General features: G+C 40.6%; 15 protein-coding genes and 1 pseudogene. 12 read left to right on the forward strand and 4 right to left on the reverse strand.

Annotated elements, in window-relative coordinates; genetic code table 11:
• The first annotated feature begins 16 nt into the window (after positions 1 to 16).
• From G8761_RS01555 to G8761_RS27590, 3 genes are all read left to right on the forward strand, one after another.
• Positions 17 to 841, forward strand: a complete 825-nt coding sequence (locus tag G8761_RS01555; RefSeq protein WP_166022963.1) for an SGNH/GDSL hydrolase family protein — start codon at positions 17 to 19, stop codon at positions 839 to 841.
• A gap of 5 nt (positions 842 to 846) precedes the next feature.
• Complete coding sequence (locus G8761_RS01560) at positions 847 to 1,425, forward strand: YpmS family protein (protein WP_166022965.1); 579 nt, start codon at positions 847 to 849, stop codon at positions 1,423 to 1,425.
• Positions 1,426 to 1,574: 149 nt separating this feature from the next.
• Positions 1,575 to 1,706, forward strand: a complete 132-nt coding sequence (locus G8761_RS27590; RefSeq protein WP_275940675.1) for a hypothetical protein — start codon at positions 1,575 to 1,577, stop codon at positions 1,704 to 1,706.
• Between the two features lie 50 nt (positions 1,707 to 1,756).
• Here G8761_RS27590 and G8761_RS01565 read toward each other — a convergent pair whose 3' ends face one another.
• Positions 1,757 to 2,503 (reverse strand): DUF4397 domain-containing protein, encoded by a 747-nt coding sequence (locus G8761_RS01565; protein ID WP_166022967.1) that lies wholly within the window; start codon positions 2,501 to 2,503, stop codon positions 1,757 to 1,759.
• Between the two features lie 356 nt (positions 2,504 to 2,859).
• Between G8761_RS01565 and rsgA the strand changes: the two genes are divergently transcribed.
• The 4 genes from rsgA (at position 2,860) to G8761_RS01585 (ending at position 5,557) form a co-directional block, all read left to right on the forward strand.
• On the forward strand, positions 2,860 to 3,915 hold the full coding sequence (gene rsgA, locus G8761_RS01570) for a ribosome small subunit-dependent GTPase A (RefSeq protein ID WP_420800220.1): 1,056 nt from the start codon (positions 2,860 to 2,862) through the stop codon (positions 3,913 to 3,915).
• A gap of 167 nt (positions 3,916 to 4,082) precedes the next feature.
• Positions 4,083 to 4,625 (forward strand): peptide-methionine (S)-S-oxide reductase MsrA, encoded by a 543-nt coding sequence (msrA, locus tag G8761_RS01575; protein WP_166022969.1) that lies wholly within the window; start codon positions 4,083 to 4,085, stop codon positions 4,623 to 4,625.
• Positions 4,615 to 5,046 carry a peptide-methionine (R)-S-oxide reductase MsrB gene (gene msrB / locus G8761_RS01580; RefSeq protein WP_166022972.1) on the forward strand — a complete coding sequence of 144 codons (432 nt, stop codon included), beginning with the start codon at positions 4,615 to 4,617 and terminating at the stop codon, positions 5,044 to 5,046. The genes msrA and msrB overlap by 11 nt, the downstream gene beginning before the upstream one ends.
• Positions 5,047 to 5,059: 13 nt before the next feature.
• Positions 5,060 to 5,557: a PTS sugar transporter subunit IIA gene (locus G8761_RS01585; RefSeq protein ID WP_166022974.1), complete on the forward strand. Its 498-nt coding sequence runs from the start codon at positions 5,060 to 5,062 to the stop codon at positions 5,555 to 5,557.
• A 136-nt stretch (positions 5,558 to 5,693) separates the two neighbouring features.
• Here the strand turns inward: G8761_RS01585 and pssA are convergent, their stop codons facing one another.
• The 3 genes from pssA to G8761_RS01600 all read right to left on the reverse strand — a co-directional run bounded on the left by pssA (position 5,694) and on the right by G8761_RS01600 (position 8,275).
• Positions 5,694 to 6,413 carry a CDP-diacylglycerol--serine O-phosphatidyltransferase gene (gene pssA / locus G8761_RS01590; protein WP_166022976.1) on the reverse strand — a complete coding sequence of 240 codons (720 nt, stop codon included), beginning with the start codon at positions 6,411 to 6,413 and terminating at the stop codon, positions 5,694 to 5,696.
• 138 nt (positions 6,414 to 6,551) lie between these two features.
• Positions 6,552 to 7,160, reverse strand: a complete 609-nt coding sequence (locus tag G8761_RS01595) for a DUF502 domain-containing protein (protein ID WP_166022978.1) — start codon at positions 7,158 to 7,160, stop codon at positions 6,552 to 6,554.
• 11 nt (positions 7,161 to 7,171) lie between these two features.
• A complete protein-coding gene (locus G8761_RS01600) occupies positions 7,172 to 8,275 on the reverse strand; it encodes an SGNH/GDSL hydrolase family protein (protein WP_166022980.1) in 1,104 nt (367 codons plus the stop codon).
• A 635-nt stretch (positions 8,276 to 8,910) separates the two neighbouring features.
• Here G8761_RS01600 and G8761_RS01605 point away from each other — a divergent pair.
• The 5 genes and pseudogenes from G8761_RS01605 (at position 8,911) to G8761_RS01625 (ending at position 14,404) form a co-directional block, all read left to right on the forward strand.
• Entirely contained in the window at positions 8,911 to 10,377 is a 1,467-nt protein-coding gene (locus G8761_RS01605) for an NAD(P)/FAD-dependent oxidoreductase (RefSeq protein WP_166023318.1), read from the forward strand.
• A gap of 100 nt (positions 10,378 to 10,477) precedes the next feature.
• Positions 10,478 to 11,454: pseudogene (locus G8761_RS01610) on the forward strand (S66 family peptidase).
• Positions 11,455 to 11,678: 224 nt separating this feature from the next.
• Positions 11,679 to 13,034, forward strand: a complete 1,356-nt coding sequence (locus G8761_RS01615) for an aspartate aminotransferase family protein (protein WP_166022981.1) — start codon at positions 11,679 to 11,681, stop codon at positions 13,032 to 13,034.
• A gap of 27 nt (positions 13,035 to 13,061) precedes the next feature.
• Positions 13,062 to 13,760, forward strand: coding sequence for a CoA transferase subunit A (locus tag G8761_RS01620; RefSeq protein ID WP_166022983.1), 699 nt, complete (start codon positions 13,062 to 13,064; stop codon positions 13,758 to 13,760).
• Positions 13,739 to 14,404, forward strand: coding sequence for a 3-oxoacid CoA-transferase subunit B (locus tag G8761_RS01625; RefSeq protein WP_166023320.1), 666 nt, complete (start codon positions 13,739 to 13,741; stop codon positions 14,402 to 14,404). The genes G8761_RS01620 and G8761_RS01625 overlap by 22 nt, the downstream gene beginning before the upstream one ends.
• The last annotated feature ends 47 nt before the right edge of the window (positions 14,405 to 14,451 follow it).

Raw genomic sequence — 14,451 nt, forward strand, 5'->3', positions numbered from 1 at the left:
AAGGGAGGCGGATTAGTTGTTAAAAAGAATAACCTGCCTGTTCCTTTCCGTATTCCTTTTAAGTTCGTGCAGCCAGCCGGAAACGTGGAGACGCCAGCCGGATAAAAAAATAAATCTTCATGAATATCAAAGCATTCCCGCTGATTTTATTCCTAAACCACTGACAGTAGTATCAGCAGGTGACTCTCTTACTGAGGGTATTGGTGGCAGCAGCAATAAGGGAGGCTATCTTCCTTATTTAAAAAAGCGGCTTGAGAATGAAAAAGGAATTAAAGGGGTTCATTTTTATAACTACGGGGTAAAAGGCAACAGGACGACACAGCTATTAAAGAGACTGAAGACGGATGAAATTAGGGGAAATATCAAAAAAGCCGACATGGTTATTCTAACGATCGGCGGCAATGATATCATGAAGGTTGTTTATGACAATCTTTCTAATCTTCAGCTATCAGCATTTGAAAAAGCGAAAGAAAAATATATTACTCATTTAACCCAGATTGTTTCATTTATCACACAGGAAAATCCCCATGCGTCCATTGTTCTTATTGGGTTGTATAATCCTTTTGAAAGATGGTTTGCAGATAATAAAGAGCTGGAAAAGGTGGTAACTGAGTGGAATGGCGCCGGGCAAATGGTCGTATCCAGCTTTCCGAATACTACGTTTGTTCAAATAGAAGATCTGTTTTCTAATACAAAAGAAAATCTTCTATTCACAGACCATTTTCATCCAAATGACAGGGGATATCAGCTAATTGCAGAGAGAACATTCGATCAGCTGGAGGTAAAGGCCTTGCCTGCCATATCCAAAAGATATTTAGCAGCAAGGAAAGAGGAGAATTAAAGAAAATGAAAAACAAGTGGAAAACAGGATTTTTGGTTTTACTGGCTATAAATTTAATAATTGTGGCAGTTATTCTGATTACGGTAATGACGCCTCCAAAGGATACTAAGATACAAAAACTTTCATCTAACGAAAAGGACTATGTTTCTTTTTATATTAAATCGAATAAAGCGGATCTTAACCAGTTGATTCAGTACTATTTAAAAAAGGAAGCTCCCAAAAGCCCTATCGATTACCATATTGTATTGGCTGATGAAGTGGAATTGTACGGCAGCATTCCTTTCTTTAGTGACGAATTAAAGATGAGGCTAACCTTTGAGCCACAGGCTAAGCCAAATGGTGATTTGGTCTTAAAGCAAAAGTCCATTTCCCTTGGCAGGCTTCATCTCCCTGTTCCTTATGTAATGAAAATGATCAGTGATAATTACGAATTACCAAGGGGGGTTCAAATTCTGCCGGATGACAGAATGGTTTATATCAGAATGCAGGATTTGAAACTGAAAAGTGACGCAAAAGTTAAGGTTAATAAATTTAATCTGAAAAAAGACGATATCTCCTTTGACCTGTTAGTGCCGGTAAAATAAGAAAAAGTGTTCCGCAGAACACCTTTTTTTAATTGATAAGTATAAAGTTCTACCTTTTAAATTGTCTAGCTCCAGCGCCCAGCGAGTTTTCATCCTTGATAAGCTTCCTGGATTATCTTGCATCAAGTATGACCGTTAGGTGATACTTGATGCAGCTAGCGTCCATCCCGCTTCTCCCTACGATAAGTCAACATCGGCCGGTTAAAGTGCTCCTGCGCCATAGCAATCTCGAAGAAGCTGATGTTCAGCTCGTCGCAAAGCTGCATGATGTATCTTCGTAGAAGCATGTTATTCAGGCAGTTGCTTCGCTGAACGGGCGCTTGCGCTTTTCTCAGTCTGGAACGGATAATACTTCTAATGCAGGTTCCTCTTTTGCATACCCCACAGCAAAAAGAGTATAGGACCGGTTTGGTTCAAATCTCATTTTTGGCAGTGGAAGTACCACATCTTTAGTGCCAGCAACTCTGGCTTCTAAATCTACTGTCATTGGAGTCAGGCCAAGGTAAACTGAAGTCTTTCGGTAGGAGATATGAGAAAATACGACATCCCCATTTTTAACAGCAATATCTACTGCAGGTGCATCAGGAGAAAGGTGAACAAAGCGTATTTTTGTCTCATTTGCCGGAACATTAGAATTAGTTTGGATAGCAAGCAGCCTGAGGAATTTTTCACTTTGTATGACAGCAAGTGTATAAGAACTTCCGGATTCAACGTTTACTTTTTTACTAATGACCGATTCTGTCATATTCCCTGTGGGGTATACGTCTATTTGGTGTTTTCCGGGAGTAAGAGATAGGTAATCACTGACGTGTTTGAAAGGAAAATCAGTTAGTATTTTTTGCCCGTTTACATAAATATCAACATTTGGAGCATTTGGGGCAGCGTGGATTACCCTTACTCTTGCCTCTCTGGCAGGGCGGTTCATCTGATTCATAAATTGAACCCCTTTATTTAATGATTTTAGATGTTTTTGATAATAATAAACATGCAAGGCTGGATTGGTGTATTTATAATAGCATGCTAATAAATCATAAATAGCAGCTTTTTGAAAATAATCCATCCGCTTTTTTTCGTCCATTGCTTACACTCCCAGTTAGTTATCTACTCCGATAATGTATGCATACATCTATGGGTCGGTGCCTATCAGATAGTTTGTTCATTATTTTTTCCAAATTGTTTACTTTTTTCCTTTTATTGCATATAATAAATTTCAGAATATAAGAAAGCGGGTGAAGTGTAATGAGTAAAGAGTTATTAATTGCAGTGAGCAGTCTCTATATCGTTTGCACAGCCCGTACGGGAAAATTATTGTAGGGAAAGTTTGTCTTCATTTTCCGCCACGATAATAAAACCATGGGCTGTCATGCCTATGGTTTTTTTGATGGAAAAAATCCGGATTTCCGGATATCTATTTAAATTGTGGAGGAATATAAATTGACATTTTTATTAATTGGTATAAATGAAAGAGTAAAACAGGAATTTTCGTCTTATGAAGATACAGATATGCTGCTGGGCAGAGTGGCGCTCGAACACAAAAGAATGTACAGGGTGTGGACGGATGCTGGGGAACTGCTTTGTGAGGTTTCTGGGAAATTTGCTTTTGAAGCTGTCAGCCGTGAGGATTATCCTGCAGTTGGAGACTGGGTGGTTATAAAGCAAAGAGAAACAGGAAAAGGCACTATTCATGCTTTACTGCCCAGAATAAGCAAATTCTCCCGTAAAACTGCAGGTAAAACCACAGAGGAACAAATAATCGCCGCCAATGTTGATACTGTTCTGATAGTTAATTCCCTGAATGAGGATTTAAATCTTAGAAGAATTGAAAGGTATCTTCTCCTTACATGGGAAAGCGGGGCCAATCCGGTAATAGTATTGAGTAAGGCGGATTTATGCGATGACATTAAAGCAAAAGCTGCAAGTGTTGAAGAAATTGCATTAGGTGTTCCTGTTATTGCAGTAAGTGCAGAAAACGAAAGTGGTATAGATGGATTAAAAGCTTACCTCCAGCCTGGGAAAACAGTTGCTTTACTTGGTTCTTCAGGTGTAGGAAAGTCGACATTAACCAATAGACTCGTTGGGCAGGAAAAACAAAAAGTACAGGAAATCCGCGAATCTGATGACAAAGGAAGACATACAACCACCCACCGTGAACTTATTTTGATGGATAACGGCTGTATATTAATCGATACTCCTGGAATGAGGGAGCTTCAGCTTTGGGAAAGCAGTGATGCCATTGAGGAGACCTTTACGGATATTGATAAACTCGGTCAAGAGTGCAAATTTAGGGACTGCAAGCATGAGGATGAACCGGGATGTGCAGTAAGAAGGGCAATCGGTAATGGTACTCTTACAGAAGACCGTTTTATAAGCTATAAAAAGCTGCAAAGAGAGCTTGCCTTCTTAGAACGTAAGATCGATAAAAGGGCGCATGCAGAAGAGAAAAAACGCTGGAAAAATATCAGCAAGAATATAAAAAATAAGAGTAAATAGTAATGGAGCTGGCATTTGCCGGCTCTTTTTATATTTTGTTGAGATTCCTCTAAGCTGTATTATTTTAAAACTCCTCTTTAATTCTGTATACTCGAAATCAAAGCTTAATTTTTTAGCAATAGGGAAAAAGTAAAATAAAGACTTTTAATGGAGAAAGGGTGAAGGATATGGATACTTTGTATGAAAAAGCTACTTTTGCTGGGGGCTGTTTCTGGTGTATGGTTAAGCCCTTTGATGAGCAGCCCGGCATTATGAAGGTTGTTTCCGGCTATACCGGGGGAAATGTTGAAAATCCAACCTATGAGCAGGTTTGTTCGGGTGCAACGGGCCACATTGAAGCTGTACAGATTACATATGACCCTAGGGTGTTTCCTTACAATAAACTTCTTGAACTTTTTTGGCAGCAGATTGACCCAACTGATCCAGGAGGTCAATTTTATGACAGGGGCCGTTCCTATCAAACGGCGATTTTCTATCATGACGAAGAACAAAGAGAGGCAGCGGAGAAATCAAAACAGGAGCTTCAGGAAAGCGGGAGATTCTCTAAGTCAATCGTTACTCCAATTTTGCCTGCCGAAGATTTCTATGAAGCAGAAGAGTATCATCAGCATTATTATAAAAAGAATCCCGCACACTATCAGTCCTACCAGGTAGGCTCTGGCAGGGCAGGGTTCATTCAAAGCCATTGGGGGAACGGAAATGAAAAATAAAGAAGAACTAAAAAATAAATTATCACCTATGCAGTTTGATGTAACACAGAATAACGGAACGGAACCTCCTTTCCGAAATGAGTACTGGAACGAAAACCGGGATGGGATTTATGTTGATATTGTTTCCGGTAAACCTCTTTTCAGTTCTCTTGATAAATATGATGCCGGCTGTGGATGGCCGAGCTTTACAAAACCAATTGAGGAAGAAGAAATTCTTGAAAAACAGGACACAAGCCACTTTATGGTCCGGACTGAAGTCAGAAGCAAAGAAGCTGATTCTCATCTCGGCCATCTTTTTAATGATGGGCCTGGACCAACGGGACTACGTTATTGCATTAATTCTGCAGCAATGAGGTTTATTCCTAAAGAGGACCTGGATCAGGAGGGATACGGACAGTTTAAATCCCTTTTTGAAAAATAGAGAGGGGAACATTATGTTTAAAAAATTATTTGGTAAAAAAGAAACGGTAAAAACAGTTCAGCTGGTTGCTCCGGTTACGGGAAATGCAGTGGATTTAGAGCAGGTTCCAGACCCTGTTTTCTCACAGCGAATGATGGGAGACGGACTTGCAATTGAACCAAAGGAAGGTGTAATCGCTGCTCCAGCTGCAGGGGAAATTTTGCAGGTTTTCCCTACCAAGCATGCGATTGGAATACGCGCGGAAAATGGGGCAGAAATTCTTATCCACATAGGCCTTGAGACTGTTTCCTTAAAAGGGGAAGGATTTACTGCGCACGTGCAGGCCGGAGATAAAGTACAGGTCGGTGACAAGCTGGTAACTTTTGATATGGATACAGTCGGCGCAAAGGCAAAAAGTCTTGTAACCCCTATTATTATAACTAATGGGGACAGTGCTTCTGCCTTTGAAAAGCTTACATTGGGAAGTGTGGAGCGGGGCAAGACGCCAATCATGGAAATTACCTTTGAGTAAAAATGTGTATTAGAAAACCAGCAGCCCATAAGAGCTGCTGGTTTTTTAGGCTAATCAGAATTTGTATCTCTAAATTCTGAACGCATAAGCAAAACTAGGACCTTCGCCTAATAGACTTGGCGAAGGCCAAGTTTTGCTAATCTTGTTTATTATTTAATTCCGCTTCATGAAGTGCGGCTTTTTTCTTGCTTCTTCTCTTCAGCTGGTAGCCGATAAATACGATATATAAAGGTACAGCAATATAGATAAAGTATGGCATTTGTGCCCGTTCATTTTTAAAGATAATAAATATTAGATATCCAAGCAGTGCGGTAATGATTGTTCCATATTTAGGCAGCGGAACGCTTTTTAAACTAGGGATTTTATATTTACTTACCATTAAAAAGCACAGCGCCATAAATGAGATATTGATGATAATATCAGGTATCCATTTAGTAAGCATGACGACCAGTGTTAAAATCCCGCCTGCTGCTGTAATAGGTACGCCGGTAAAATATTTAATTGAGCTCTTTGTGTTTACATTAAACCGTGCAAGACGGAAAGCACCGAACAACGGAAATAAACCTGCCACAATAAGGCCAATCAGCCCATATTTTGAAAAAGAAACATAATAGGCAAGAATCGCTGGAGCCACACCAAAGGTCACCACATCTGCAAGAGAGTCTAGCTCTTTGCCGATTTCGGAATGGGCATTTAGCATCCGTGCCAATCTGCCGTCCATACTGTCGAGCATCATCCCTATCAATACGAGAAGGGCGGCATTTCGGAAGTCGCCGTTTGCAGAAAAAACCACCGATAAAAATCCGCAAAATAAATTGCTTAGCGTGAATAAATTAGGAATTCCTCTTCTAATCATTTTAAAACCTCAAATCATGAATAATAATTGCATTCTAAAATTGGGTTTATTAGCTTACTTTGCCATTATACCCGATACTATCCATGATAACACATTTCATAATGGGAATTAATAAGGCTAAAGGAAAAGCATAATATTTTAAGAGTGAGACTCTTGTTTTGCAGTTTCCTCCACTTTCTTTGATGCAAGTCCCCCAGATAGGATAAATTTCATGGCCTCTTCAGGTTTCACATCGATTACTTCCACATCATCCTTTGGAAAAAGAAACGTAAAACCAGCCATCTGAAACGTTTGCGGAACATATACTGCAACATGATCTGCAAGGGGCTGATAAAAAGCTTCAAGCTGCTCTGAGGTAATAAATCCAATGCTTTTCATTGAAGTGCCTGGCATGGTGACGAGTACCACCTTAGAGAACGACTTTTTGTCTCCCAAAAAGGATTGGACAGTGTCCTTAATAATGCTGTAAATGGTTTTAACAAAAGGTATTTTTTCAAGCAGTCTATCGATTAACTCGATAATTTTTCCGGTAAAAAACCTTGTTGAAAGCCAGCCCAGCACAGTGATTAAAGCAAGAGTAACCAAAAGGCCGATACCGGGTACATAGCCATGCTTCATATGCTGCCTTAAGACATTGCCAAGCAGGCTATCCAAGAACACAAAAATTTTATAAATTACATAAAAAACTAAAAGTATTGGAACAAAGGTTAAGATTCCATTGATAAAATTTCTTAAAATAAACTTCATGTATGTTTCTCCTAATGTTTAATGCCGGAAGGTACAATAATGGAAGAAATGCGAACGGTTGGCTTTGAGCCGGAGGTCAAATGCGTTCCTGCCCCTGTATTGATAAATTCTATCCGGTGTTTGCTGCTGTCCAGATTGCTCGCAATAAATAAATGCCTTTCTCTTCCAAAGGGCCACCATGTTGAAATGCTGGCAGAATATTTACCGTCTATATAGACATTCATTCTGCCTCCTTTTGCATGGCGAAATACTGTTACCCCAACTGAGTTTCCGTAAAAGTCATACTCCAGACGCCCGTCCTTCTTGCTGCTTATATAATAGGCTCCTCGGCGGTAGAATTCCTTTCTTAAAACTGGCTTATTAATATAGTTATAGGAAATCTCTGTTCCAGAACTCATAGGAGCGACCATAGTTTTGGGAATGATTTTTTGGCTGACTGCCTTGCTTGTAAATACCTTGAATAACTCATCAGCGTATAGGCGATAGCCTTCAGGATTTGGATGAACCATGTCTCTGGTTAAATTTTCAACCGGAATCCCAGACAAGCGAAAGGGCTCCCTCATATCCACATTTGTTGCCTGATATTGCTCGGAAAGCATTTTAATCGTATCGGCAAATTTGGGGTATTGCAGGCAGCTCTCAGTAATAGTCACAATCTCAGCCTTGGGGTATGTCTTTTTTATATCACGGATAAGCTTTTCGTAATAAAAAGAGAACTGGCGTGCAGTCATATACTTTCTATCATTTTCGCCAAATACAATGAAGGCTAGGTCAATATCTGCATTTGGTTTTTCTTTTTGAAATTTAACAATACCTTCAAAGGCTGTTGCCCCGCTTTGAACGATTGGATAATGAATGGCTGAGGCGTGGTAGTGATGATAAATCTGGTTTTCCCATTGAGCAAACCAGGTTTGTGCCGGTACTCTTGCGCCGGAACCCCTGCCAATACTGTCACCGACAATTATGTATTGATATTTTTGCCCTGACTGGATCTTTTGATAGATATTTTTCCCCTTTAATTCGTCTCCTTTTGCTTTCGTAATCCCATTAATATAAAAAATGATCCCAGAGACCATAAAAAAAACAAGTATAACGGATAAATATTTTCGATTCAATGAAACTTCCTCCCGAGATGACTGAATATATGAATCATGACAATTTTACCGGAAAAAAATTACCATTTAAAGCGGACAAATGGACTATTTATTAGTAGCTATTCAATTATCCGGTTGTTTAACATTTTTTGTTGATTTTGCACCAAAAAGGAAAGCTTCCTTGAAGATCCATCGCAGGGACAGGCACTTTTGCCTGTCACGAGGCGTTCGCTACAATCAAAAAAATAAAACAGTCTATTTAGTAAATATCCTTTCTATAATTGAACCAAAAACTTTCAATTTTTTGAAGGGGACTAAAATGCTTTACTGTTTAAGTTTGTTTTAACATATTTTATTGTTTTTAGATGAATATCACAAGGTAAAAAAATCTTTGTTCATAGAATTTTGTGAGTGTACAAAAAAAACCCGGTGGCTAGAGGAGAGGATTCCAGTGAGTAGAATTTAATTACTAATTTAAAGCACCTATTGATGGTGTTTTTTATAAGTAATTTTATGTCAGAATTATTTTAAAACTAACGAAACACGAACATTAATAAATTTTAATAAAAGTTAATTCGTGTTTTTGTTGACTTTCCGCTTGTTATCTTGATATATTTACCTTTGGAAATGTAATTTATGCTAGGGGGAAATGGATGATGGAAACAAATTATGATGTGATTGTGGTTGGTGCAGGGCCAGCAGGGATTTTCACTTGTTATGAATTAACTCTGAAAAAACCGGAGGCTAAGATACTGCTGATTGATAAAGGCCATGACATCTATAGAAGAAATTGTCCGATTTTACAAAAGAAAATTGAAAAATGTCCCCCAGCTGCGGGAAGAAAAGAGTTTGCCGGATGTCTGCCTGCCTGTTCCATTACAAATGGTTTCGGTGGAGCAGGTGCATATTCTGATGGCAAATTTAATATAACAAGTGAGTTCGGGGGATGGATGACCGATTATCTATCGAATTCCCAAGTAATTGATCTGATTAAATATGTCGATGAAATTAATTTGAGTCACGGTGCTACTCAAAGTATTACAGATCCGCTCACTGATAAGGTAAAAGAAATTGAGCGCAGGGGATATGCTGCCGGACTCAAGCTTCTTCGTGCACAGGTCCGCCACCTTGGAACTGAACAAAACCTTGAAATTATGAAAAGCATATATGAGTATTTAAAAACTAAAATAGACATGGTTTTTGGAACAGAGGTCGATGATTTAATGACTGAGAGAACCTCTGCCGGCCATAAAGCAACAGGCATTAAATTAAAGGACGGCCGTATGATCTCAGCTGAGAAGGTCGTAATATCTCCAGGGCGTGATGGATCAGCATGGCTTACCAAAATCTTAAAATCCAGACGCCTTCGTATGATGAATAACCAGGTTGATATTGGCGTAAGGGTTGAGACATCAAATATCGTCATGCAGGAAATTAACGAACATTTATATGAAGGGAAATTTGTCTTTAATACATCTGTAGGGACAAGAGTAAGGACCTTCTGCAGCAATCCTTCCGGACACGTCGTGGTAGAAAACCATTCGGGTATTATGCTTGCCAATGGCCATGCTTATAAAGATCCAAAGCTGGGCAGCCCAAATACTAATTTTGCTCTGCTTGTTTCACATACGTTTTCCGAGCCTTTTGACAAGCCGAATGAATATGCCCATGAAATTTCGCGCCTTGCCAACAGTCTTTCCAATGGAGGCTTGATTGTTCAAAGATACGGTGACCTTCTAAAAGGCAGGAGATCAACAGAAAAACGAATTAAAGAGGGATTCTTGGAGCCGACTATGAAGGAAGCTGTACCGGGAGACCTGGGACTTGTCCTTCCATATAACACGCTGAAAAGCTTAATTGAAATGACAGAGGCCCTAAATGAAGTATCACCAGGACTTGCTTCCGAACATACTCTTTTTTACGGAGTTGAAGCGAAGTTTTACTCTGCAAGGCCAAAAGTTAATGATCGGTTCGAAACAGAAATCGGCGGCCTTTATGCTGGAGGCGATGGTGCAGGTGTGACACGCGGTCTTGCTCAGGCCAGTGCCTGCGGTGTTTGGATTGCCAGGGATATTATTGAAAAAACAGCAAACCAGCCGGCAAAGGAAACGGTACTGGTATAGTTATAGAATAGGAATTTGGTCCGCTGAGTGCGGGCCTTATTTTTTTCTAATTATAAATCTGTTAGGATAAGGATAGTTTCTTATTATAGGGGGATATTTTATGCTGCCAAGAAGACTTGCTCCAGGGGATGAAATTAGGGTAATTGCACCATCCACTAGCATGGCTGTTGTAAAAGGAAAACAGGTTGATATTGCCATTGATCGTTTAAATAATCTTGGATTTACCGTTACTTTCGGAAAAAATGTTTATGAGCATGATGAATTTTTTAGTACGTCAATAGAAGATCGAATAGAAGACCTACACGAAGCCTTCCGGGATACAAACGTGAAAGGAATATTAACGGCACTTGGCGGATATAATGCCAATCAGCTATTGAAATACATAGATTATGATTTAATAAAAGACAATCCTAAGGTCTTTATCGGCTTTAGCGATATAACAGCATTGAATCTTGCTTTCTATCAAAAGTCGAACTTAATCTCCTATTCAGGCCCCTTATTTTCAACCTTTGGGATGAAGATAGGGTTTGATTATACCTTACAGTCCTTCTTAGAGGCTGTAACCAATGATGCCCCATATGAGATAGCACCTTCTGAAACCTGGAGTGATGACCTATGGTACCAGGACCAGGAGTCTCGTGAGTTTATTAAGCAGGATGGATATCTTGTCCTTCAGAAAGGAAAAGCGGCAGGCAGGTTAATTGGAGGGAACCTCGGAACCATTAGCCTGCTGCAAGGGACAGAATATATGCCATCTCTTGAAAATTCCATTCTTTTTATTGAAGATGATGATGAATCACATCCACAGCTATTGATCGTCAGCTTCAATCCCTGCTGCACCTCCCTCATGCAAAAGGGATAAAAGGAGTACTAATTGGCAGGTTTCAAAAGGGCTCGAATATGACGGAAGCTGCCCTTAGAAAACTTATAGCGGGGAAAAAGGAGCTTTCGGGTATACCAATAATCGCAAACGTTAATTTCGGGCATACCCAGCCAATTGCCACTATCCCCATTGGGGGAAAAGCCTCAATGGAAGCTAGTAAAGATGGGACCACTATTTTTATAGAACAAATATAGTTAAAGCAGGCATCTATTTCAGGTGCCTGTCTTTTTTTACGAAATAACGAAAGATTGAAGTTTTCCTTTCATACAATTTAATAAATTGTCCTGAACAAAAGCTGAGAAAGTGCCATCTAAAAAGTAAGGAAAAGCCTGGCCGATGCCCGGCTTTCTTTTACCTGATTTTCGTATTAGGCAGGCTTTATCTCTGCTTGGTTTTTTTATAGGAAGGAAGGGTTTTTGTGGAGCTGTCATATTTAATAAAGCCGGACCTCGAGGAAAATTATCCGATAATTGATTATGGATCAGGTGTCTTTTTATTTGATAAGCAAGGAAAAAAATATCTGGATGCTTCTTCCGGAGCGGTTACTGCCAATATTGGACATGGAGTCAAGGAGATCATTGAGGCTATGGATGAACAGGCCCAAAAGGTCTCCTTTGTATACCGTTCCCAGTTTACTAGTGAACCAGCTGAAAAGCTTGCCGGAAAAATTGCTGCAATGACACCTGGTGACTTGAATTGGTGTTTTTTTGTCAACAGCGGTTCAGAGGCAACAGAAACAGCGATGAAAATGGCCATTCAGCATTGGCAGGAAAAGGGCATCCACACCAAAATGAAGGTTCTCTCAAGATGGGTCAGCTATCACGGCATTACGCTTGGAGCTCTTTCGATGTCAGGACATCCTGCCAGAAGAGCAAGATTTGTGCCGCTGCTGGATGATTTTCCTGTTATACATCCTCCTTATTGCTACCGCTGTCCGTATGGCCAAAAAGCCCCTGAATGTAATTATTTATGTGCACGGGAGCTTGAGGGCGCTATTGCAAGAATCGGTGCAGACAAAATCGCCGCCTTTATAGTGGAGCCAGTTATAGGGGCAGCAGGCGGGGCGATTGCTCCTCCAAAAGGATATTTAAAAACCATTAAGGAAATCTGCGACAAAAATGACATTTTACTCATTGCTGATGAGGTCATGACCGGCTGTGGCAGAACTGGAACAATGCTGGCTTCGGAGCAATGGGAGGTAATCCCCGATCTTGTAACCTTCGGAAAAGGATTAGGGGCAGGTTATGCTCCAATCGCAGCAGCGGTGGCGAGTGAAAAAGTAATGGAACCCATCCTCAAAGGGACCAAATCCGTTATGAGCGGCCACACCTTAAGTGCAAATCCTCAAGCTTGTGCCACTTCACTGGCCGTACTTAACTATCTTGAAAAAAATAAAATTATTGAAGATGTAGAGTGCAAAGGTGTTTACCTCAAAAATTTGTTAAACAAGTTAAAAAACCAGTTTCAGTATATTGGTGATGTTAGAGGTAAGGGTCTTCTGCTTGGATTGGAATTTGTTAAGGACAAAACAACGAAAGAACCCTTCCCTCGTACTCTTCAAGCCACAAATCAAATAGTTAAACTGGCACGAGATAAAGGATTGCTCATTTATCCGGCAGGAGCTGGGATTGATGGGATAAACGGGGATGCCGTCATTATTGCCCCACCTTTAAATATTACAAAAAGAGAAATGGAACAGCTCGGTGCTTTATTAAAGCAGACTTTGGAAGCCTTTGAAAAAGTCGCGGCAGCACATGATCCCGCCGGTCAATAAAATTGGCCTGCCAATGGAGGTAAGAGAATGGAAAACCTTTTTGGGAAAATAGCCGAAGTCGATCAGGTCATGAGTTTTTTTCATGATAACATGGTGCTTATGTTTGGAGGCTTTGGAGGAGTGGGTTCACCTCCGCTTCTAATTGATGAGATCTTGGAAAAGGGTGTTAAGGATTTAACCCTTATAGGAAATGATACTGGTTTTCCGCATATCGGAATTGGAAGGATCGTCAGCCAGGGGAGAGCAAAGAAAGTAATCGCCTCCCATATTGGCTCGAATCCTATAGCAGGAAAGCTAATGACAGAAGGGAAAATGGAAGTGGAGTTTTCTCCGCAGGGAATTTTAGCGGAAAGAATTCGGGCGGGCGGAACAGGGCTGCCAGCTATTTTAACGGACATAGGGCTCGACAATGAAATGGTTTCAAACGGAAAATCCCAGTTTGAACTGAATGGCAAAAAGTATTTAGTAGAAACAGCGCTAAAAGCTGATGTTGCTATTGTTTATGCCAAAAAGGCTGATAGTTTTGGAAACCTGGTTTATGACAAAAGTGCACGTAATACAAACCCTCTTGTGGCAATGGCGGGGGCAATAACGATTGCGGAGGTGGAGGAGATCGTTCCAGTCGGCTATCTTGATCCCGAGGAAATCGTCACTCCAGGAGTCTTCGTGGACTACGTCATACAGTCGGGAGGGGTGAATTGGAAATGGGCATGGGAATCGAACTAAGGAACCGGATAGCGAGAAGAGCCTCCGATGAAATTCGAAATGGAATGGTAGTAAATCTGGGAATTGGTATCCCGTCCCTGGTACCAGAGTTTCTTCCGACGGATATGAGAGTGATGTTTCATGCAGAAAACGGCATTCTTGGCATGGGGCCCAGCCCTGCTGTCGGGGAGGAAGATGAGAATTTATGTAACGCTGGCGGCTTCCCGGTTACTCTTATACCGGGAGGATCCTATTTCGACAGCTCCCTTGCCTTTGGTATGATTCGGTGCGGGAAAGTAGACCTCACCATTCTTGGATCCCTCCAGGTCAGTGAAAAAGGAGACCTTGCCAATTGGATTGTACCAGGTAAAAAGGTCCCCGGGATGGGCGGCGCTATGGAGCTTGCCCAAAAAGCAAAAAAGGTCATCGTTGTCATGAACCAATGTGATAAAGCAGGAAATCCCAAAATTGTTTCTTCCTGTACATTACCGCTTACCTCAGCTGAATGTGTGGATTTGATTATTACAGAACTAGCTGTTTTTGAAATCAAGAAGGGTAAGCTCTGGCTAAAAGAGCTTTTTGCCCCTTACGATATACAGACTGTAATTGAAAGGACCGGCTGTGGAATTAATCTTCCTGAACAAATCCGAAAAATTGCTTACTAGATTCAATTGAGAAAGCATCTAAAGCTAATTCGCTGGGAGTGAATAAA

This window comes from Neobacillus terrae, assembly GCF_011393025.1.
Classification (GTDB): Bacteria; Bacillota; Bacilli; order Bacillales; family Cytobacillaceae; genus Neobacillus_A; species Neobacillus_A terrae.